Annotated in this window: 14 protein-coding genes; 8 read left to right on the top strand and 6 right to left on the bottom strand. The window is 64.7% G+C overall.

Annotation, left to right across the window (positions count from 1 at the left end):
* Positions 1-49 precede the first annotated feature (49 nt).
* The 3 genes from CFB82_RS35085 to yjfF are packed head-to-tail and all read left to right on the top strand — an operon-like array spanning position 50 to position 3,668.
* Positions 50-1,564, top strand: coding sequence for a sugar ABC transporter ATP-binding protein (locus tag CFB82_RS35085; protein ID WP_089486976.1), 1,515 nt, complete (start codon positions 50-52; stop codon positions 1,562-1,564).
* Positions 1,561-2,583: an ABC transporter permease gene (locus CFB82_RS35090; protein WP_089486977.1), complete on the top strand. Its 1,023-nt coding sequence runs from the start codon at positions 1,561-1,563 to the stop codon at positions 2,581-2,583. Before CFB82_RS35085 ends, CFB82_RS35090 begins: the two co-directional genes overlap by 4 nt.
* Entirely contained in the window at positions 2,580-3,668 is a 1,089-nt protein-coding gene (yjfF, locus tag CFB82_RS35095; RefSeq protein WP_089486978.1) for a galactofuranose ABC transporter, permease protein YjfF, read from the top strand. The genes CFB82_RS35090 and yjfF overlap by 4 nt, the downstream gene beginning before the upstream one ends.
* Before the next feature lie 133 nt (positions 3,669-3,801).
* On the opposite strand, the gene CFB82_RS35100 is transcribed toward yjfF, so the two are convergent.
* Both CFB82_RS35100 and CFB82_RS35105 read right to left on the bottom strand, forming a co-directional pair.
* Positions 3,802-6,150 carry a sensor histidine kinase gene (locus CFB82_RS35100; RefSeq protein ID WP_089486979.1) on the bottom strand — a complete coding sequence of 783 codons (2,349 nt, stop codon included), beginning with the start codon at positions 6,148-6,150 and terminating at the stop codon, positions 3,802-3,804.
* A complete protein-coding gene (locus CFB82_RS35105; RefSeq protein ID WP_089486980.1) occupies positions 6,143-6,979 on the bottom strand; it encodes a response regulator transcription factor in 837 nt (278 codons plus the stop codon). The genes CFB82_RS35100 and CFB82_RS35105 overlap by 8 nt, the downstream gene beginning before the upstream one ends.
* Positions 6,980-8,422: 1,443 nt before the next feature.
* On the opposite strand from CFB82_RS35105, the gene CFB82_RS42640 reads away from it, so the two are divergent.
* Together CFB82_RS42640 and CFB82_RS35140 are read left to right on the top strand one after the other, a co-directional pair.
* Entirely contained in the window at positions 8,423-13,063 is a 4,641-nt protein-coding gene (locus CFB82_RS42640; protein WP_143751015.1) for a YadA-like family protein, read from the top strand.
* Between the two features lie 125 nt (positions 13,064-13,188).
* Complete coding sequence (locus CFB82_RS35140) at positions 13,189-13,851, top strand: OmpA family protein (RefSeq protein ID WP_089486982.1); 663 nt, start codon at positions 13,189-13,191, stop codon at positions 13,849-13,851.
* A 407-nt stretch (positions 13,852-14,258) separates the two neighbouring features.
* Here CFB82_RS35140 and CFB82_RS35145 read toward each other — a convergent pair whose 3' ends face one another.
* Positions 14,259-15,167 carry a LysR family transcriptional regulator gene (locus tag CFB82_RS35145; RefSeq protein WP_069249693.1) on the bottom strand — a complete coding sequence of 303 codons (909 nt, stop codon included), beginning with the start codon at positions 15,165-15,167 and terminating at the stop codon, positions 14,259-14,261.
* A gap of 304 nt (positions 15,168-15,471) precedes the next feature.
* Here CFB82_RS35145 and CFB82_RS35150 point away from each other — a divergent pair, with 304 nt between their 5' ends.
* The 3 genes from CFB82_RS35150 (at position 15,472) to CFB82_RS35160 (ending at position 18,162) form a co-directional block, all read left to right on the top strand.
* A complete protein-coding gene (locus CFB82_RS35150; RefSeq protein ID WP_089487036.1) occupies positions 15,472-16,458 on the top strand; it encodes a DUF1852 domain-containing protein in 987 nt (328 codons plus the stop codon).
* A 26-nt stretch (positions 16,459-16,484) separates the two neighbouring features.
* The gene (locus tag CFB82_RS35155) at positions 16,485-17,513 is read left to right on the top strand and encodes a methionine synthase (protein WP_089486983.1); all 1,029 of its coding nucleotides are present in this window, start codon (positions 16,485-16,487) and stop codon (positions 17,511-17,513) included.
* A gap of 64 nt (positions 17,514-17,577) precedes the next feature.
* Positions 17,578-18,162 (top strand): flavin reductase family protein, encoded by a 585-nt coding sequence (locus tag CFB82_RS35160; protein WP_256990614.1) that lies wholly within the window; start codon positions 17,578-17,580, stop codon positions 18,160-18,162.
* Between the two features lie 371 nt (positions 18,163-18,533).
* On the opposite strand, the gene CFB82_RS35165 is transcribed toward CFB82_RS35160, so the two are convergent.
* The 3 genes from CFB82_RS35165 to CFB82_RS35175 all read right to left on the bottom strand — a co-directional run bounded on the left by CFB82_RS35165 (position 18,534) and on the right by CFB82_RS35175 (position 21,194).
* Complete coding sequence (locus CFB82_RS35165; RefSeq protein ID WP_089486985.1) at positions 18,534-19,337, bottom strand: hypothetical protein; 804 nt, start codon at positions 19,335-19,337, stop codon at positions 18,534-18,536.
* 158 nt (positions 19,338-19,495) lie between these two features.
* Positions 19,496-20,143: a flavin reductase family protein gene (locus CFB82_RS35170; RefSeq protein ID WP_089486986.1), complete on the bottom strand. Its 648-nt coding sequence runs from the start codon at positions 20,141-20,143 to the stop codon at positions 19,496-19,498.
* A gap of 52 nt (positions 20,144-20,195) precedes the next feature.
* Positions 20,196-21,194, bottom strand: a complete 999-nt coding sequence (locus CFB82_RS35175) for an NAD(P)H-quinone oxidoreductase (protein ID WP_089487037.1) — start codon at positions 21,192-21,194, stop codon at positions 20,196-20,198.
* Between the last annotated feature and the right edge of the window lie 71 nt (positions 21,195-21,265).

The raw sequence follows: 21,265 nt of genomic DNA on the forward strand, positions 1-21,265 counted from the left end.
GTTGCGGCCGCCCGGCCGCCCGGGCGCCAACCGTTTCGAGGGAGGATGCATGGAGAGTCCGCCGGTGGTCGAGATGATCGGCATCGACAAGTCGTTTCCGGGCGTGAACGCGCTGCAGCGCGTGAACTTCCGGCTGTTTCCGGGTGAAATCCACGCGCTGATGGGCCAGAACGGCGCGGGCAAGTCGACGCTGATCAACGTGCTCACTGGCGTGCATGCGCACGATGCGGGCGAGATTCGCGTCGGCGGGCGGCCCGTGCATTTTGCCGCGCCGCGCGAAGCCGAGGCGGCCGGCATCCAGACGCTCTACCAGGAAGTGAACCTGTGCGCGAACCTGTCGGTCGCGGAGAACATCTTCGCGGGCCGGCAGCCGATGCGGCGCGGCGCGATCGACTGGAACACGATTCATGCGCGCTCGCGCGCGGCGCTGGCCGAACTCGACCTGTCGCTCGACGTCACGCGCTCGCTCGATGCGTATCCGATCGCCGTGCAGCAGATGGTCGCGATCGCACGGGCCGTGTCGGTCGACGCGCGCGTGCTGATTCTCGACGAGCCGACTTCGAGCCTCGACGACGGCGAGGTCGCGCGGCTGTTCGACGTGCTGCGCCGGCTGAAGGCATCGGGCATCGCGATCCTGTTCGTCACGCACTTTCTCGAGCAGACCTATGCGGTGTCCGACCGGATCACCGTGATGCGCAACGGCGAGCGCGAAGGCGAGTATCTCGCGCGCGACTTGCCGGTCGACGTGCTGGTCGCGAAGATGACCGGCCGCGAACGGATGTCGGACACGCTGCAGGCGGGTGCGGCAGCGGTCGAACGCACCGCCGGCGAGGCGGAACCGTTCCTGTCGATGCAGCAGGTCGGCCGTCGCGGGATGATGAGCCCGCTCGACCTCGACGTGCGGCCCGGCGAGATCGTCGGGCTGGCCGGGCTGCTCGGCTCGGGGCGCACCGAAACCGCGCAACTGGCATTCGCCGCGGAGCGCGCCGACACCGGCGCGATCGAGATCGACGGCGCGCGCACACGGCTCGCGTCGCCGCACGACGCGGTCCGGCACGGCATCGCCTACTGCCCGGAGGATCGCAAGAAGGAGGGCATCGTCGCCGCGCTGTCGATCCGCGAGAACATCATTCTCGCGCTGCAGGCGCGGCGCGGCTGGTGGCGGCTGATCGGGCGGGCGCGGCAGCGCGAGCTCGCCGATACGTACATCGCGCGGCTCGGCATCAAGGCGCGCGACGCGGAGCAGCCGATCGGGCTGCTGTCGGGCGGCAACCAGCAGAAGGTGCTACTCGCGCGCTGGCTCGCGACGGAGCCGAAGCTGCTGATCCTCGACGAGCCGACGCGCGGCATCGACGTCGCCGCGAAATTCGACATCATGGAACGCGTGCTCGCGCTGTGCGCGCAGGGGCTCGCGATCCTGTTCATTTCGTCGGAGATCAGTGAAGTCGTACGCGTGAGCCACCGGATCACGGTGTTGCGCGACCGTCGCAAGGTCGCCGAACTCACCGGCGCGGATGCGTCCGAGGAGCAGGTGTACCGGCTGATCGCGGGAGGCCAGTCATGACGCTGCTGCGCACGCTGTTTCGTCATCCGCTCGCATGGCCGGCGTTGACGCTCGTCCTGCTGTTCGCGCTCGACGTCGCGCATCGCCCGGGCTTCCTGTCGATCGCGCTGCTCGACGGCCACCTGTTCGGCGCGCCGGTCGACATCCTGAACCGCGCGGCGCCGCTCGTGATCGTGTCGCTCGGGATGACGCTCGTGATCGCGACCCGCGGGATCGACATCTCGGTCGGCGCGATCGTCGCGATCGCCGGCGCGGCGGCCGCGATCGTCCTCGATGGGGACCCGTCGAGGGTCGGCGCGGCGCTTGCCGCCGCGCTCGGCGTCGGGCTGCTGGCCGGCGCATGGAACGGGCTGCTGGTCGCCTTCGTCGGGATGCAGCCGATCATCGCGACGCTGATCCTGATGGTGGCCGGCCGCGGCGTCGCGCAACTGCTGACGGGCGGCCAGATCATCCCGATCGGCGCGCCCGGCTACCTCGCGCTCGGCGGCGGCTATCTCGCGGCCGTGCCGTGCGCGGTATGGATCGCGTTGGCGACGATCGCCGCGACCGCGCTGCTGGTGAACCGCACGGCGCTCGGGCTGTTCATCCGCGCGATCGGCGTGAACCCGGTCGCGACACGGCTCGTCGGGCTGCGCTCGGGCGCGATCGTGTTCGGCGTGTACCTGTGCTCGGGCGTGATGTCGGCGCTCGCGGGCATCCTGGCCAGCTCGAACGTGCGCAGCGCCGACGGCAACAACGCGGGGCTGCTGCTCGAACTCGACGCGATCCTCGCGGTGACGCTCGGCGGCCGTTTCAGCCTCGCCGGCTCGGTGCTTGGCGCGCTGATCATCCAGACGCTCACCTACACGACCTATTCGATCGGCGTGCCGCCGGAGGCGACGCTCGTCGTCAAGGCGGTCGTCGTGATCGTCGTGACGCTGATCCAGTCGGACGCGGCGCGCGCGCTGGTCGTCCGGCACGCGTCGCGGCTGCTGTCTTCCGCGCGTTCGCGCGCCACTACCGGAGCGACGCCGCGATGAACCGATTCCTTGGCCGGCTCGCCGACCCGCGCACGCTGCCGATCGTCGTGACGATCGTGCTGTTCGCCGCGCTGTTCGGCTTCGGGTCCGTGACCTACACGGGCTTCTTCTCGATGCAGGTGCTGACCGGGCTGCTCGTCGACAACGCCTTCCTGTTGATCGTCGCGATCGGGATGACGTTCGTGATCGTGTCGGGCGGCATCGACCTGTCGGTCGGCTCGGTCGTCGCGCTGACGACGATCTTCTGCGCGGTCGGCGCCGAGCGGCTGCACTGGCCCGTGTGGATGATCGTGCCGCTGGTGCTCGCGTTCGGCGCGCTGTACGGCGCGGCGATGGGGGCGTTGATCCATTATTTCCGGCTGCAGCCGTTCATCGTCACGCTGGCCGGGATGTTTCTCGCGCGCGGCGCGTGCTTCCTGATCACGACGCAGTCGATCACGATCAACGAGCCGGTGTTTCATGCGATCGCGGGCGTCAGCGTGCCGGTGGGCGGTGGCACGCTGAGCGCGGGTGCGTTGATCGCGCTCGCGACGCTGGCCGGCGCGATCTACGTCGCGCATTTCACGCGCTTCGGGCGCAACGTCTACGCGATCGGCGGCAACGAGCGTTCGGCGCTGCTGATGGGGCTGCCGGTCGCGCGCACGAAGGTCGGCGTGTACGCGCTGAGCGGCTTCTGTTCGGCGCTCGGCGGCGTCGTGTTCACGCTGTACGTGTTGTCGGGTTACGGGTTGCAGGCACAGGGGATGGAGCTCGACGCGATCGCCGCGACCGTGATCGGCGGCACGCTGCTCACCGGCGGCGTGGGCTATGTGGTCGGCTCGGTGTTCGGCGTCGGCATCCTCGGCACGATCCAGGTGCTGATCACGTTCGACGGCACGTTGAGTTCGTGGTGGACGCGGATCGTGATCGGCGCGCTGCTGTGCGTGTTCTGCGTGCTGCAACGCGTGATCGAGCGGCACGCCACGCGGCGGCGCACGGGCGGCACGGGGCTCGGCGCGCCGAGACCGGAACGCGACCCGGTGCGGGCGCGGCCGGCATCGCCCGACGAGGGCACCGCGCTGGTTTCGACGATGCGGCGGCTGTAGCGCGCATCGTCCGGCGGGGGGGCGCGGCACGAAGCGTGCTGACGCGACGGTGGGCGGGCCGATGCGCGGGCTGTCGCATCCGGCGGCCGGCCGGTGCCCGATCGGCGCGTACGCGACGCGGTGGCCGGTGCTGTCAGGCCGGCCCGGCCGCGTCGGCTTCGGCGTCGAACGCCGTCGCGGCGCGGCGCGCCTGTTTCAGCGAGCCGGCCAGTTTGCCGATCGCGTCCAGGTCCAGTGCATCGAGGTGTTCGCGCACGTCCCGCACGAAGGCCGCGTAGTCCGGTTCGTCCGCATACGGGCCGAGCCATTCCTCGATATCGGTCAGCTGCCCGTTGTCGGCCAGCAGGATCAGTTGGTCGAGCACATCGTCGGGCGGGCACGGCATCGTGGGCGCGGGGACGTCCGGCTCGGCCTCGCCGTCCGGTTGAAACCGCCGGACGAGCTCCGACACCGGCACGAGCGCGTGCCCGACAGCCGGCGCGACGATCGCGAACGAGAATGCCGTGCCGACGCCCGGCTGGCTGGCGACGGCCAGCTCGCCCTCCATCGCGCCGACGATGCGCTGCGCGATGAACAGGCCGAGCCCGGTGCCGCCGTTCACGGCCTGCACCTGCTGGTACGCGCGGAAGATGTCGCGGTTGCCGCTGATGTCGATCCCGATGCCCGTGTCGGCTACTTCGAACAGCAGGCGCCAGGTGTCGCCTTCGCGCGCGGCATGAATCGACAGCGTGACCGTGCCGTCGCGCGTGAACTTCGATGCGTTGGACAGCAGGTTGAGCAGCACCTGCTGCAGCCGCATGCCGTCGATCGACACCATGTGCGGCAGCGGCGTGGCCGGCCGGTAGACGAACCGGTTGTCCTGCTGCGCGCACAGCGCGACCGCATAGTGGCCGATGTCGTCGAGCAGGCCGGGCAGGTCGGTCGTGTCCGGCGTCACGCCGAGCGGCTGCAGCTCGACCTTCGTGAACGCGAGCAGTTCATCGATCAGCGTGAGCTGGTAGCGGATGCTGCGGTCGATCGACCGGATCAGCCGCGCCTGGCCGCGCGTCGCGCCTTGCAGCAGCAGCTTCGCGTAGCCGTTGATCGTGGACAGCGGCGCGCGCAGGTCGTGGCTGACGTAGCCGAGCGTCTCGATCTTCTGCTGCATGTGGGTTGTCACCTGTTGCAGCGCGTCGTTGAGCGCGAGCGTGCGTCGTGCGACTTCGTCGCGCAGCCGATCCTGTTCGGTGAGCTGCCAGTGTTCGAGCCGCTTCCTCGCCTCGGTACGCTGGCGGCCGACATGGTGGATCCATGCGGCCAGCACCAGCAGGTGCGTGGCGAGCCCGACGATCGCGATGACGGGGTTCGGGAAGATGTCGGATTTCAGCCAGGCGAGCGCCGGCGGCAGCGTGTTCATGCCGTCGAGCACGCGGATCAGCATGTTGAAGGTGGCGATCGCGATGGCGATCAGCATCACGCGGCCGGTCGGCGTCCGGCGGATCGCGAGCAGCAGCGCGAGGCTGATGTTGACGATCCCGAGCACGGCGTTCAGCCGCAGGCAGAACCACGTGAACGTCAGCAGGTCGCCCCACGCGGCGCCGATCATGCCGACCCCTTCGAGCGCGAGGAAGGCCATGTAGATCGCGCGCATCGGCAGTTTCGCCTGCTCGCGCCGGGCGACCATCAGGATGAAGACGATGAAGCAGGACACCGCCAGGTACGCGAAGATCACTTCGCCGCGCGCCGACCATTCACGCAGCGCGGGCGGCAACGCCATCGCCATATAGCCGCGGTAAGCCGCTTCGAACAGCGTCGTGCCGAGCGCCACCGCGGCCAGCACATGGAACACGCCGCTGCGCGAAAAGAACCCGATCAGCAGCGCGCACCACACGAGCGCGAGCAGCCCGCCGAAGAAGCCGAAGTCCCACATCGTCGCGCGCCGTTCCAGCGCATCCCACGCCGCACGCGTGAACGCGGCCGGCGCGAGCCGCATTTCCTTGCGCGACGTGACGCGGATCAGCACCGGGAGGCTTTCGCCGGCGCGCAACGTGACGTCGATCGCCGGGTAGCGCGATGACGGCGCGGCGGCATCACCGCCGGGGCCGGCGGCCGGGAAGCGGCCGTCGAGCGTCCACCGGCCGTTCCGGCCGAGATAGAAGTCCGCCCGGTCGACGCGGGCGTCGCGAATCACCAGCACCAGCGGGCGTGCGGCGCTGTCGCGGTTGGTCAGCGTGGCGCGGATCCACCACGCCGATCGCGAGAACTCGACGTTGAACGACGACGTGCCGGCCACCGGCGTGCCATGCGCCGGATCGGCGAGCCGTGCGGCGACCTGCTCGGCGGACATCGTCGTGCTCGCGTCCTCGAATACCGACACGGCGTCCAGTTGCGCGGGGTTCGGCGTCGACGCGGCGCGCGCCGTCGCGCAGGTGACGGCCATCGCGAGCAGAAGCAGCAGCACCGCGCGACATCCGGCTGCCCATGCCGCGTGGCGCCTATGCATCGTGATGGTGCGCCCCGGGTGTGGCGGGCGGGGCATTGACCGCATGGCGCTGGCGCCGCCAGTCGGACGGCGTGATGCCGAAGCGTTCGCGGAAGGCGGTGGCGAAGTTGCCGGGCGTGGAAAAGCCGATTTCCTCGGCGATGTCGCCGATCCCCATCGACGTCTCCGCGAGGAAGTGCATCGCGGCGCGCAGGCGCGTGTCGCGCAGATATTCGAACACGGTCTGGCCGAGATGATCGCGGAACACGCGAGACAGGCGCTTCTCATGCGTGCCGACCTGTCTGGCGAGCTCCTCGAGCGCCGGCGGATGGCGCAGGTCGCGTAGCAGGACCTCGGACGCCGCGCGCACGAGGGCCGCATCCGGGTTGTCGGGCAGCTCGGGCAGATGCGCGAACGGCTGGCTGCGCCGCGCGCGTTTCAGGTGATTGCGGATCCGGGCCAGCACTTCGGTCGGCTCGAACGGCTTGATGATGTAGTCGATCGCACCGGTTTCGAGCCCCGCGATGCGATCCTCGAGATCGCCCGCGGCCGTCAGGATGATGACCGGGATCGATTGCGTCGAAGGCGTCGACGCCAGCAGCCGGCACGCGGCAAAGCCGTCCATGCGCGGCATCCGGACATCCATCAGGATCAGGTCGGGCGCGATCGCCTGGGCACGGTGATACGCCTGCAGCCCGTCGAACGCGACGCTGATCCGGCACCGTGCGGCACGCAGGATTTCGGTCAGGAGCCGCAGGTCGTTCGGGCGATCGTCGACGACAAGAATATGTGCGTCAGCAAGATCCGGCGTGGGACGAGGCGACGCCGAACTGGACGAGCGGGATGACATGGTTGCGGATGCGGTGGAAGGGTGGCCGGTCAATGTGAAAGCATCGCGCTCTGCACGATTGTTGCGAAAAATTATATGCCGACAACAGGTCACCTTGTGAGGATTCCGTGCGGCATGTGGGGGCTTGTGCGGCGGGGTGTTGCGTGTTCGCCGCCACGGCGTCCGGCCGGAAGAAACGGGAGTGGAAAAACATGCCGAACCGGATTTTAATAATCGGTCTTTATTGCCGGTTCAATTCGGAATAATTGGAATTGGAAGGGGGCGGGAATAAGTTTGACGTTCGTCTCGAAGTCGACGTCTTCTATGTGAAGAGAATGAAGAAATTGTGGATTGCCAGATTAATTTTTTTATGACGACCGGTCGAAATCATGTTAGTCATAAAAGCATATTTTGCGTCTGAACGTATGAATGTAAATGCTGTCTGCTCGGGAAAAGATTTTTTCCGCTCGGGAAAAGGTTCATTCTGGCGGATGCCAGCAAACTAGCCCTGGCGCGGCTGGAATCGGTTCTTTCAAACGGTCAGGATCGCGCGGATCACATGCCGAAGTTCTATTCCGATGCATGCGATACCAATGAGACATTGATCGATGTTCGATCCCATGATATGGGATGGCATCGGCGAACAAATAACTGGCACGAGGGTAATGCAAATTTCATCATTCACCGAATACGTTGCTATATAAGAGAAATCGGTGAGTTCTGGAATGCGGTTTGGCATGAGGCACCTGTCGAGACGAAATCATCAAGGAAATTCGATCGATTAATTCGGTGCAGGGGTCGTCCGGCAAGTCGTCGATGCTGTTCCGGGATTCCGGAAATGCGTTTGAATGCCGGACGGAAAGGGTGAGTGGCTGCGCGTGGGCCGTCCGAGGGTTCGATCCATCGGGGGACGGTCGCGCGCGGCGCGCTTTCGAATCAGGCGGGTACGAAAACGATGAACACAACAGGCATGACAGGCCAACGCACCGGTTCGCACGAACCGGTGGCGCATGCTTCAGTCCCGGGGATCGCACGGCGTCATCCTCCTCCTGAATGAAACAGGGCGGGCCGCCCCCCGAGTGCGGGCCGGCTTCCGCCCATCCGGCGTCCGAATGACGCTTTCCCATGAAATTCGAGGTCGTCGCGGGTTCGGCGCGATGGCGCGCGCGTGCGCGGATGAACCGCACGCCCAGCGTCGAGCCGCCGGGCTTGCCGTGTCGGCTTCCATGATTCGATAACCGGCGATCGTTGCCTCGCCTCGTGTCTACCGACACGGGCGGCGCGCGGTTGCGTGATCGCGATATCCATCGCGCGTGTCGTGCAGCATTACCCGGCTGTTTAATTAGTGATCCAAAGTGAGTGGCGGAGCGTCGTCAGGCGGACGGGAATGTGCAGATGACGTTCTCGCCGGCTGCCGTGTTTGCCGTTGCGTCATCCAGCACATGAGAAGCGAGGGAAGACAAGATGAACAAGACGTTCAAGTCGATCTGGAACGAAGCATTGGGAGCCTGGGTTGCGGCTTCGGAGCTTGATCGGGCGCGCGGCAAGCGCGTTGCGTCGTCGAGCGGTACGCCGACGGGCGCGGCGGTCGGTGATGTCGCGACACGCGCGAGCATGCGTTCTGCCCCGTCGCCGCGACGGCTCGCGATGCTGATGGCGTCGGTGTATCTCGGCTTGTTCCATGTGGGCGCGCATGCCCAGTACGCGCAGGATGGCGGCGCGGCAAACGGCGGCGTCACGTCGATCGCGATCGGCGTCGGCTCGAGTGCCGCGCAGCAGAACTCCACCGCACTGGGCAATCTGGCGACGGCGCAGGGGCTGTCGGCCACGGCGCTCGGCCCGGGCGCGCATGCGATGGGCGACGGTTCGACGGCCGTCGGCATCAATGCGCAGGCGACCGGCGTCAACAGCACGTCGATGGGCGTGCAGGCGATCGGTTCGGGCAACTACTCGGTTGCCGTCGGCAACTTGTCGAGTGCGACGCAAAGCGGATCGGTTGCGATGGGTAGCGGAGCGGCCGCGACGGGTGTGTCGGCCATCGGCCTCGGCAACAATGCGCTGGCGTCCGGTCAGTACGCGGCGGCGCTCGGCCTCGGGGCGAGCGCCGCCGGCGCGCAAAGCGTCGCGCTGGGCTATGCATCGCATGCGGACCTGACGGGCTCGGTGTCCCTCGGCAACCAATCGACCAGCTCGGGCGCGGCCGCCGTTGCCGTGGGCAGCGGCGCGCTGGCTTCCGGCAATTCGGGCGTGGCGATGGGGGTGAACAGCGGGGCGAAGGGCACGTCGTCGATCGCGATCGGCTGGGGCGGGACGGCCGGCGTACCGGGCTCGGGCACGCAGTCGCTCGGCACCAGTTCGATCGCGCTGGGCTCGAATACGACGGCCGGCGCCAATTCGGCGTTGGCGCTCGGCCTGAGCGCGAATGCGTCGGGGGTCAGCTCGATCGCGATGGGTGTGCAGTCGACCGCGACGCAGCAGTTCGCGACCGCGCTCGGTAATCTCGCGCTTGCGACCGGCGTGTCGGCGAGCGCACTGGGGCCCGGTGCGACGGCGTCTGCCACCAATGCGACCGCAGTCGGCATCAACAGCGTGGCGGCGGCGACGTCGACCGTGGCCATCGGCGACAGCAACTCGGTCGCGGCAACCGCCGGCGCGGGTTCGATCGCCGGCGGCAACCTGTCGAAGGTGCTGGGCGGCACGGGCGCCGTCGCGCTCGGCTTCGGCCAGACCGTCAGCGGCAACGGCGCGGTCGCGATCGGCGATCCGAGCAGCGCGATCGGCACCGGCGCGGTCACGCTCGGTTCGAACAACACCGCGAACGGCAACGGCGCGGTGGCGATCGGCAATTCGAACAATGCGCAGGGCACCGGCTCGCTCGCGTTCGGCAACACGTCGACTGCGGCGGCGGCCGGTGCGGTCGCATTCGGCGCGTCGGCCGTCGCGACGAATGCGAACGATGTCGCGCTCGGCTCCGGTTCGGTGACGGACGTGCCGCATCCGACCGCGACCGGAACGCTCGGTGGCATTACGTATAACTACAAGGGCACGAATCCGACCAGCGTCGTCAGCGTCGGCGCGCCGAACGCGGAACGCCAGATCACCAACGTCGCGGCCGGACGCGTCGATTCGTCGAGCACGGATGCGATCAACGGGTCGCAGCTCGCCGCGACGAACACGGCGCTCGATTCGCTGTCGACGTCGACCGCATCGAGCATCACGTCGTTGTCCACCGGCGTGTCGTCGCTGTCGACCGGGCTGAGCTCGACCAACAGCGCGGTGACGTCGCTGTCCACGTCGACGTCGACGGGCATCGGTTCGCTGTCCACCGGCTTGAGTTCGACGAACAGCACCGTGACATCGTTGTCGACGTCGACGTCGACCGGCATCAGTTCGCTGTCCACCGGCCTGAGTTCGACCAACAGCTCGGTGACGTCGCTGTCCACGTCGACGTCCACGGGCATCAGCTCGTTGTCGACCGGGCTGAGTTCGACCAACAGCGCGGTGACGTCGCTGTCGACTTCCACGTCGACGGGGCTGTCGACGGTCGGCAGCACGATCACGTCGTTGTCGACCTCGACATCGACCGGCATCAGTTCGCTGTCGACGGGCCTGAGCTCGACGGATAGCGCGGTCACGTCGCTGTCGACCTCGACGTCTACCGGCCTGTCGTCGGCCAACAGTGCGATCACGTCGCTGTCCACGTCGACGTCGACCGGCATCAGTTCGCTGTCCACCGGCCTGAGTTCGACCAACAGTTCGGTCACGTCGCTGTCGACGTCGACCTCGACCGTCGTCGGCTCGCTGTCCACCGGCTTGAGTTCGACGAACAGCACGGTGACGTCGTTGTCGACGTCCACGTCGACGGGCATCGGCTCGCTGTCCACCGGGCTGAGTTCGACGAACAGCACGGTGACATCGTTGTCGACGTCGACGTCCACGGGCATCAGCTCGTTGTCCACCGGCTTGAGTTCGACGAACAGCACGGTGACATCGTTGTCGACGTCCACGTCGACCGGCATCAGCTCGCTGTCCACTGGCCTGAGTTCGACGAACAGCACGGTGACGTCGCTGTCGACCTCCACCTCGACGGTGGTCGGTTCACTGTCCACCGGCCTGAGCACGACGAACAGCAACGTCACGTCGCTGTCTACCGCGACCTCGACGAGCATCGGTTCGCTGTCGACCGGGCTCAGTTCGACGACGAGCTCGATCGCGTCGCTGTCGACGTCGACGTCGACGACCGTCGGTTCGCTGTCCACCGGGCTGTCGAGCACGAACAGCAACCTGACGTCGCTGTCCACCGCGACGTCGACGGGCATCGGCTCGCTGTCCACCAGCCTCAGCTCGATCGCCAGCAACAACACGAACCTCGGCAACAGCACGGCCGGCGCGATCGGCGGCGGGGCCACCTACGATCCGACGACCGGCACGATTTCGGCTCCGTCGTACGTGACGTACAACAGCGACGGTTCGACGACGATCAACAACAACGCCGGCTCGGCGATCGACAACATCAACGCGCACGGCATCAAGTATTTCCACGCGAACTCGACCGCGCCGGACAGCCAGGCGGTCGGCGTCGACAGCGTCGCGATCGGCCCGAACGCAATCTCGAAGGTGGACGGCAGCATCGCGCTGGGTGCGGGGTCGGTATCCGACCGCGCGACGACGCCGTCGTCGGGCATCCTCCGCAACGGCACCGCATCGATCCCGTTCAACACGACGGACCAGACGCTGCTCGGCGCGGTATCGGTCGGCGACGCGACCAGCAAGACGTATCGTCAGATCACCAACGTCGCGGACGGCACCGGGCAGCAGGATGCGGTAACCGTGCGGCAGCTGGCCGGCGCGTTGCAGTCGTTCGCGGTCACGGGCCAGAAGTATTTCCACGCGAATTCGACGGCGGCCGACTCGCTCGCCGTCGGCGCGGAATCGGTCGCGGTGGGGCCGACGACGGTCGTCAACGGCGACAACGGCGTGGGCATCGGCAACGGCGCGATCGTCGACCAGACCGCCCCGGGCGGCGTCGCGATCGGGCAGGCGGCGAGTTCCGCGCAGGCCGACGCGATCGCGCTCGGCAGCGGCGCGACGGCACTGGGCGCGCAGTCGGTCGCGCAAGGCGCAAATGCGAAGGCGGTCAGCGTGGGCAGCGTCGCGCTGGGTTCCGGCGCGCTCGGCAACGCAACCGATGCGCTCGCGCTGGGCGCCGGTGCGTCCGCGACGTTCGCGAACAGCGTGGCATTGGGCGCAGGTTCGCTGACGACGGTCGGCGCGCTGACGAACTACGTTGCGTACGGGCTGAGCAGCCCGCAATCGTCGGCCGGCGAAGTGAACATCGGCAACCGGCAGATCACGGGCCTCGCGGCCGGCAAGAACGGCACGGACGCGGTGAACGTGTCGCAGCTCGATTCGGTCGCGAACCAGCTGACGACGCTGATCGACCAGCGCACGACGAACCTCGGCGGCCAGTACACGACGAACCCGACCGGCACGAACGTGCCGCCGGGTTCGACCGGCCCGAATTCGTCGGCGGGTGGTTCGGGGGCGGTGGCATCGGGCTCGAACAGCACGGCGGTCGGCAACAACGCGCTCGCGTCAGGCAATGGCTCCAGCGCGATCGGCGTGGGCGCGACGGCAGCCGGCAACAACTCGACCGCGATCGGCACGGGCAGCAACGATGGCGGACGCTCGAACGTCGTCGCGGTCGGTTCGGCGGAATCGGCGCGCCAGGTGGTCAACGTCGCGGCCGGTACGCAGGGCACGGATGCGGTGAACGTGAACCAGCTGAACGCGGTGTCGAACCAGTTCACGCAGTCGCTGAACACGGTCAATAACCAGCTCACGCAGATGCAGCAGCAGATCCAGCAGACCGATTCGATGGCACGCGAGGGGATCGCGGCCACCGCCGCGATGGCGTCGATCCCGCACATGGACCGCGACTCGAACTTCGCGATGGGGGTCGGTACGGCGACGTTCCAGGGGCAGAAGGCCATGGCGGTCGGCGTGCAGGCGCGTGTCACGGAAAACCTGAAGGCGACGCTCAACGGCGGCTTCGCCGGCAGCCAGCGCGTGGTCGGCGCGGGCATGCTGTATCAGTGGAAGTAATCGCGCGCCGCGGTTCGCGCCGGCACGCACTGCCGGGGCGGACCGCGTCGAACGCACACGCACGCGGAGGCGGCTGCGCCATTGCGCCGCCCGCGCTGCGCCCCTCGCATTTTCGGAGTAATCAAGTGAAAAACATTCATCTTGCACTGCTGGCGTCCGTCGTTTCCCTCGCGGCCTGTTCGAGCGCATCGGGGCCGACGTACAACGCATACGAACTTCAGCCCCGCGACGGCATCCGGACGTTCCGCGTCGACTGCCACGGCATCCTGTCGAGCGCCAATACCTGCATGAAGGTCGCCACGCGCATGTGCGGCAACGAGGCCGTGCGCACGGTTGATTCCACGACGCCGTACCGCGACGGCGCCGATCCGCACTCGATGGTGTTCCAGTGCGGTGCGGCACCCGCGCCGGTCGCCGCGGCGGCCGCGCCGGCGCCCGCCGCGGTCGAGAAGGTGAGCCTGACCGGCGATGCGTACTTCGCGACCGACTCCGCCGTGCTGACATCCGCTGCCACCGCCGCGCTCGACACGCTGCTGAACCAGCAGGGCGACAAGCATTTCGCGCGCGTGGCAGTGGACGGTTATACCGACTCGACCGGCTCGGATGCACACAACCAGGCACTGTCGAAGCGCCGCGCCGATGCCGTCGCGGGGTATCTGCGCGAACACGGGCTGAAGGCGGATTCGTTCGCGGCGTCGGGGCATGGAGAAACCAACCCGGCCGCGTCGAACGAGACCGCCGAAGGGCGGGCGCGTAATCGCCGCGTGGAAATCTCGCTGCAGAAGTAAGACGTAGCCACCGGCTTGCCGCAGGCGTGGCCGTCGCAACCGGACGGCTCGCTTGCGACAGCGGTGCCGTCCGGGGACGCTGGCGGTCGGGTCCGGCAACGCGTCACGACGCGCGTGTGCGATGCCGCCGTCGTGTGGACGACGGATCCGGCGCGACGGCATGCTGGCCGGTTGGCGGCGCCGATTTCGTGGGTTCATCGGCGCCCGCCAACGTGTTGCTGCATAGGGCGCAAGCGATGCCCGGTGCCGCTGCGTGAAAAGGGAAGTGAGAGACGGCGGCCGCGGTGCGGGGCGGCAATGGTCACGTGGCTGAAACGGGTTGACTGCAGCGCGGGCCGACAAGCACGAAGGCGCGGAAAGCGACCCGTTGCGGTAGCGATTGGTTTTGTTCATGTCCCGATGCAAAACTAGTCTCGCATCTTCGCTTCCGCCCATTTCCACTCCCGCGCAGCCTTTACAAACGCCGCAAGATAATCGACGTCGTCATCGGTCTTGCGCGTGCCGAGAAAAATCTGCTTCGCAATCCCCTTCTTTCCAAGTTGCACGGGCGTAAGCGGCATCCAGCCGGCGTATTCTTCCGCGAGCCAGCGAGGCAACGCCGCCACGCCACGGCCGCTCGCCACCATCTGCAGCATGATGTCGGTCGTCTCGATCACCTTGTGGCGCTTCGGCACCCTGTTCGCGGGCGTGAGGAACTGCGTGTAGATATCGAGCCGGTCCGTTTCGACGGGATACGTGATCAGTACCTCGTGCGTCAGCTGTTCGGGCGTGACATACGCTTCTCCGGCCAGCGGGTGATCATCGGCAACCACCAGCACCTGCTCGTAATCGAACACCGGCTCGAAATGCAGTTCGGGCTTCTTGAGCGGGTCGGGCGTGACGAGCACGTCGATTTCATAGCCGATCAACGCACCGATGCCGCCGAACTGGAAGCGCTGCTTCACGTCCACATCGACATCCGGCCAGTGCGCGAGATACGGCGACACCACCTTCAGCAGCCATTGATAGCACGGCGCGCATTCCATGCCGATCCGCAACGTGCCGCGCTCGCCCTGCGCGTACTGCCTCATGCGCTCCTCGGCGAGTTCGAATTGCGGCAGCAACCGGTTCGCGAGGCTCAGCAGGTACTGTCCGGCCTGCGTGAGCCGCATGCTACGCCCTTCGCGCGTCCACACGGGCGTGCCGAGCTGCTGCTCCAGCTTCTTCACCGCATGGCTGAGCGCCGACTGCGTGAGATTGAGCGTATCGGCGGCGGCCGTGAGCGAGCCCTGCCGCTCCACTTCCCGCACAACCATCAGATGATTGCGATCCAGCATCGATCACTCCATGAGCGAATTTAATGTTTGCATGAAATAAATCCATTTTTATTCATGCAAACGAAACTATATCATCGCTGCCAGTTACTTTTCTTCCGATGTGAACCAGACGCACCGCACCGTGAGCATCGCTCATGGTTGGTTGAAATCGATTCATATCCAGTCGGCCATGGCCCAACGTCACATTCGTCCGAATGTCGATGCCAATGAGACTACTGAGCAAAGCGTCGGAACAGAAAAGCGAGCCGCATCGAAAGGCATGGAGCAGATGCGGTTTTCATTCCGGGAATCGGAGCGCAAGATCATGACGATTAAAGATTTTACATTTGCAATTAAAAGTGTCCGTTTCGATGAAGACTATCAGCCTTCTGAAAATACGCGCATCACGACCAATTTTGCCAACCTCGCCAGAGGAAAGAGTCGTCAGGAGAATTTGCGCAATACCTTCAGGATGATCGACAATCGCTTCAATGCGTTGGTGCATTGGGACAACCCTGAAGGCGATCGTTATGCCGTCCAGCTTGAAATCATTTCAGTCGAAATGAATATCGGTGGTGAAAGGAGTAGCGCGGCGCTGCCCTTGATCGAAATATTGAAAACGAATATTATCGATCGAAAAAACGACAAACGCATTGAAGGCATCGCGGGAAATAATTTTTCCTCTTATGTGCGAGATTACGATTTCAGTGTGGTATTGCTGGAGCACAACAAGGACCGGCACGGCTTCAGCACGCCGGAGAATTTTGGGGACCTGCACGGGAATCTGTTCAAGTGCTTCGTGAAGTCGAGCGCCTACACGGATAATTTCACGAAACCGCCCGTTATATGCCTGAGCGTTTCGAGCAGCAGGACCTATCATCAGACCGCAAATCGGCACCCTGTGTTGGGTATCGAATACCGGCAGGACGCGTATTCCTTGACTGACGAGTATTTCGAAAAAATGGGGATGAAGGTGCGCTATTTCATGCCGCCGAATAGCGTCGCGCCGCTGGCTTTTTATTTTACCGGTGATTTGCTGAATGATTACACCAGTCTGGAGCTCATCAGCACCATCAGCACGATGGATACTTTTCAGAAAATTTACCGCCCCGAAATTTACAGTGCGAATTCTCCGGCAGGAAAGTCCTACCGACCGAGTTTGAAGCATCAGGATTTTTCGTCGACTCGCATTGTTTACGATCGGGAAGAGCGTAGCCGGCTGGCTATCGAACAGGGCAGGTTTGTTGAAGAGCAATTTATCAAGCCATACCAGGCCATTCTTGAGCAGTGGTCTGCGGACTACGCTCTTTGACCAACAAAAACGCAAGGTCGTCTACCGTGAAAAAATTTCTACCCACTTCAACCGCCGGCAGTTTGCCTAAACCTTCGTGGCTCGCACAACCCGAGACACTTTGGTCACCGTGGAAATTGCAAGACGAGGGGCTGGTCGAGGGCAAACAGGATGCGTTGCGCCTGTCGTTGCAAGAGCAACAACATGCGGGCATCGATATCGTCAGTGACGGCGAGCAAACGCGCCAGCATTTCGTGACCACGTTCATCGAGCACCTCAGCGGCGTCGATTTCGAGAACCGCAAGACCGTTCGAATTCGCGATCGCTATGATGCCAGCGTGCCGACGGTCGTTGATGCGGTGGCCAGGCAGAAACCGGTTTTCGTTGAAGATGCCAAGTTCCTGCGCCAGCAAACCAGGCAGCCCATCAAATGGGCGTTGCCGGGGCCGATGACGATGATCGATACGCTGTACGACGATCATTACAAGCGTCGCGAAAAACTGGCCTGGGAGTTCGCAAAGATCCTGAACGAGGAAGCCAGGGAACTGGAGGCAGCCGGCGTCGATATCATTCAATTCGATGAGCCCGCATTCAATGTTTTCTTCGACGAGGTGAATGATTGGGGCGTCGCGACCCTGGAACGAGCGATCGAAGGTCTCAAGTGTGAAACCGCCGTGCATATTTGCTATGGCTATGGCATCAAGGCCAATACGGACTGGAAGAAGACGCTGGGGTCGGAGTGGCGGCAATACGAGGAAGCCTTTCCCAAGCTGCAAAAATCCAGTATCGACATGGTCTCGCTGGAATGTCACAACTCGCGCGTTCCGATGGATCTGATCGAACTCATTCGGGGCAAGAAGGTGATGGTGGGGGCCATCGATGTGGCGACCGATACCATTGAAACCCCCGAGGAAGTCGCCGGTACGTTGCGAAAAGCACTTCAGTTCGTGGATGCCGACAAGCTCTATCCCTGCACCAACTGCGGCATGGCTCCGTTGTCGCGTGCAGTCGCGAGAGGCAAGCTGAGTGCCTTGAGCGCGGGTGCGGAAATCGTCCGCAAGGAACTCTCGAACTAGGTCCGAACTGACGTCGGACGTATTGATCGGGAAATTGAAGGCCGTGTGGATTTCAGGGAGTGCATTGAACGGCTCCCTGAATCTGTCGGAATACACCGCCTTGACCTTTCCGAACCGCACCCAGTATTCGGTATCTACCATGTCACTTTCCAGCACGGCCATCGAGCCTTCGAGCTTTCGCGAAGCGCTCGGCCATTACGCATCCGGTATCACGGTGATTGCATCACACGTCGATGGCGAGCCGGTCGGCTTCACGTGCCAGTCTTTCTACAGCGTGTCGATGAGCCCGCCGCTGGTGTCGTTCAGCGTCATGTCCAGTTCGGCTAGCTATCCAAAAATTCGCCGGGCAGGTCGGTTCGTCGTCAATATCCTGTCGGACGAACAAGTCGGGATTTCAAACCAATTCGCCCGGCGAGGCACGGACAAATGGCACGACGTCGAATGGCAGGAATCGCCGCTGGGGAATCCGATCATTGCCGGCAGCCTTCACTGGCTCGATTGCGAAATTTACGCCGAACACGCCGCGGGCGATCACCTGATCGTGATCGGTGAAGTGAAAGCGCTGGATCTGCAGGAAGCTGCTGCTACGCGGCCGTTGCTGTATTTCAAAGGGCAATATCGCAACATCGCCGCGCATGGCGCGGGTTGAATGCTTTGCTGCGCTCAGCGCCCGCGCACGTGTTCTTCCATGCCGCCAGCGTGCTCCTGGCCTGAATGGTTCGAACCGGACGATACGACGCAGGGCGTTGAATCACACCCCCGGAGAATGACAGGTGGCCTGCCGGCCTTCACGATGCCGAAAGTGATCGGTGGCCGAAAGCACGCCCTGAACGGTCATTCAATGTGTTTCTTGACCGACTGTTGGTAGCCGCACGGCGACGTTACCGCGTTGCAACGTACGGCAAAAACAGGGAAGCCCGGTGATCCGACGATATTTGCAGGCAGTAACCGCCCGACGAGGCAATGGACTACCGCTCATCACTCGGCCACCGCCGGCGATCTGCTCAAGGTGAACTTCGGTCAGGGTTTCGCATTCCCTTGCCTGGCGCCTGCGGCCGCAGCAAGGCGACTTTGCGCAGCGACGAGTTGGTCATCCGTGGTCGCCACCAGCCACAGACGTGCCTGCTCCTCGATCTGGCGGTTGTGATCCTTCAACGGGCCCATCGCGGCAGCGGCCTTCCAGACGACCGGGGCGATGCGGCTTTTCCTGCCTGACGGCGCGCCTACCAGCAGGCAGTAAGGTCCCAGCGGGAGCGATACAAACGGAAGTGCCGGACTGGCACGCACGCGCCAGTCGATGAAGGGCGTGTCGCCGATAAGCAGCGGCATGGGCAAGCCGTGGAGCACACTGAAATCGTACAACGCCAGTTGCTCCCGCATGCCGGCGTAAATACGCCGGATGTCGTCGACAACCGCCGCGCGGATCTCGTCATCGAACATGGGTTCCTGCGCGTATCGGGCAAACGCCTTTCGAGCCTCCCATTGATATGCGCTGAACAGGCCAATCTCCACGCAGTCCTGCACTGCGCGCTGGACATCCGCTGCAGAACCGGCTTCCTCCGGCGTACCCAACTGCGCGGCCCGCAAAAACCGGGAAAGTCCAGCCTCGTGGAGCGCAGGCCCCTCCGCGGATGCATCGTCTTCAGCGCCCTTGCCAAGGGGCACATAGATATATTTCTCGGCCGCGAAATGCGACTTCTTGCCCTCGTCAAACCTGATTTCGCCATCAACGCAGTCCAGATAGCGAGTCCCGATTCGACCATGCTCCCAAACCCAGTTTTTCAGGAGCGGACGGAGTGGATGCAGTCTGTCGTGATCGGTCATGGAAGCCTCCTCTGGTTGCCCAGTATAGTTCCGAACGTCTGCTGTCAGGTTCGGCGAACAGGCACTTTCGACCCTCAACAGCCGCTTGGCCCGGGATCAAGTCAACGGCAGCTTCCGAGGTCCAACGGCCCGTCACGAGCCGACTGCGCCACCCTCCATCATCGTGCGACGGGGGGATTCGCCCCGGGCGGGCGCCCGATATCGAATCGACTCTCGGGTGCGACCAGCGCATAGGCCGATGGGCCGCCTGCCCGAAGAATGATGCCTGCGCCGAAGGTGTCGAAGGTGCCGTCTTTAAGCAAGTCCTGGCGAATGTGAACAGCCACGACCTCTCCCAGCACGAGCCATGTTGTGACAGGCGTGCCTTTGTGATCGCGAAGCTGGATCACATCGGTGAGCTTGCATTCGAAGTTGACACCGCTCTCCGCCACGCGTGGAACGGCGACTTGCCGGGACGGAGCGGGGGTCAGCCCGGCCACTTCAAACTCGTCGACTTCGTAAGGCACCATTGCGCACGTTGCATTCATCTTTTCGGCGAGATCGCGTGTGGTGAGGTTCCACACAAACTCCCCCGTTTCTTGCACGTTGCGTAGGCTGTCCTTCGCGTCGATGCTCGAGAAGCCGATGATCGGCGGATGGTAGTTGAAGGCGTTGAAAAAGCTGTATGGCGCGAGATTCAGCATGCCGTTGCCGCCGCGCGTGGAAATCCATCCGACGGGCCTTGGACCGACAATCGAATTAAATGGATCGTGCGGCAATCCATGGCCTTGTGACGGTTCGTAGTAGTGGTAGCGTGCATCAGTCATGGTTTTGATCGGAGAGATGAGTAGTGGCAAGTCAGGTGGCCGGAGCTGCGCGTCAGTCTACGCCTGCCGCCCGGGTCGTCAGCACGATCTTGCCGATATGCGTGCCCGAGTCCATCAGCGCATGCGCGCCGCGCGCATCGTCGAGATCGAAGGTCCGATAGATCAGGGGCTTCACCGCGCCGCGCCGGATGTGCGGCCACACCGATCGCTTGAGATCCTCGATCAGCGCCGCCTTTTCCTCGTGCGTGCGCGAGCGCAGCGTCGAGCCGATGTGCATGAGGCGCTTCGCCAGCATCGGGAACAGGTCGAGTGCTGGCGCGGGCCCCTTGATCACGCCGATCTGCACGATGCGGCCGTTCATCGCGGCCGCCGCGTAATTCCGCGCGACGTAATCACCGGCGACGATATCGACGACCACGTCGACGCCGCGCCCATCCGTCGCGCGCATGACTTCCTCGACGAAATCCTCGTTGCGGTAGTCAACCGCGACATCGGCACCGAGCGCGATGCTTGCGGTGCGGTGCGCGTCGGAGCCGACCGTCGTGATGATCTTCGAGGCGCCGAATGCCTTCGCGAGCATCGTCGCCGTGGTGCCGATCCCCGAGGCGCCGCCATGGATCAGCACGCTTTCGCCGGCCTTGAACTTGCCGCGCTGGAACAGGTTCAGCCATACCGTCAGAAAGGTTTCGGGGATCGCGGCCGCCTCGACCATCGTGAGACCATCGGGAACCGCGAGCGTGTTGCTCTCGTGCGCGACGGCGTACTCCGCATAGCCGCCCCCCGGGACCAGCGCGCAGACGAGATCGCCGACCGCGAACCGGGTCACATCGCGCCCGACGGACACGATTTCGCCCGCGACTTCGAGCCCGGGAATGTCCGACGCGCCCGGTGGCGGATCGTACAACCCTTTGCGCTGCAGCACGTCAGGACCGTTCACGCCGGCCGCATGAATGCGGATCAGCACTTCGTCGTCGGCCGGCGCGGGAACAGGACGCTGCACGGGTGCCAGCACATCCGGGCCGCCCGGCCGCGTAATGTCGATCGCGGTCATCGCCGCGGGAATGCCTTTCGTTTCGTGTGACACAACTTCATCCTTTTTAAAATGCCGGATGCGCCGCGGAT

Source organism: Burkholderia sp. HI2714, from assembly GCF_002223085.1.
GTDB lineage: Bacteria > Pseudomonadota > Gammaproteobacteria > Burkholderiales > Burkholderiaceae > Burkholderia > Burkholderia lata_D.

Excerpts from the sequence above, each read along its gene's own strand:
- CFB82_RS35085 (WP_089486976.1), top strand. The coding sequence starts at position 50 with ATGGAGAGTCCGCCGGTGGTCGAGATGATCGGCATCGACAAGTCGTTT.
- CFB82_RS35090 (WP_089486977.1), top strand. The coding sequence starts at position 1,561 with ATGACGCTGCTGCGCACGCTGTTTCGTCATCCGCTCGCATGGCCGGCG.
- yjfF (WP_089486978.1), top strand. The coding sequence starts at position 2,580 with ATGAACCGATTCCTTGGCCGGCTCGCCGACCCGCGCACGCTGCCGATC.
- CFB82_RS35100 (WP_089486979.1), bottom strand. The coding sequence starts at position 6,150 with ATGCATAGGCGCCACGCGGCATGGGCAGCCGGATGTCGCGCGGTGCTG.
- CFB82_RS35105 (WP_089486980.1), bottom strand. The coding sequence starts at position 6,979 with ATGTCATCCCGCTCGTCCAGTTCGGCGTCGCCTCGTCCCACGCCGGAT.
- CFB82_RS42640 (WP_143751015.1), top strand. The coding sequence starts at position 8,423 with ATGAACAAGACGTTCAAGTCGATCTGGAACGAAGCATTGGGAGCCTGG.
- CFB82_RS35145 (WP_069249693.1), bottom strand. The coding sequence starts at position 15,167 with ATGCTGGATCGCAATCATCTGATGGTTGTGCGGGAAGTGGAGCGGCAG.
- CFB82_RS35150 (WP_089487036.1), top strand. The coding sequence starts at position 15,472 with ATGACGATTAAAGATTTTACATTTGCAATTAAAAGTGTCCGTTTCGAT.
- CFB82_RS35165 (WP_089486985.1), bottom strand. The coding sequence starts at position 19,337 with ATGACCGATCACGACAGACTGCATCCACTCCGTCCGCTCCTGAAAAAC.
- CFB82_RS35170 (WP_089486986.1), bottom strand. The coding sequence starts at position 20,143 with ATGACTGATGCACGCTACCACTACTACGAACCGTCACAAGGCCATGGA.
- CFB82_RS35175 (WP_089487037.1), bottom strand. The coding sequence starts at position 21,194 with ATGACCGCGATCGACATTACGCGGCCGGGCGGCCCGGATGTGCTGGCA.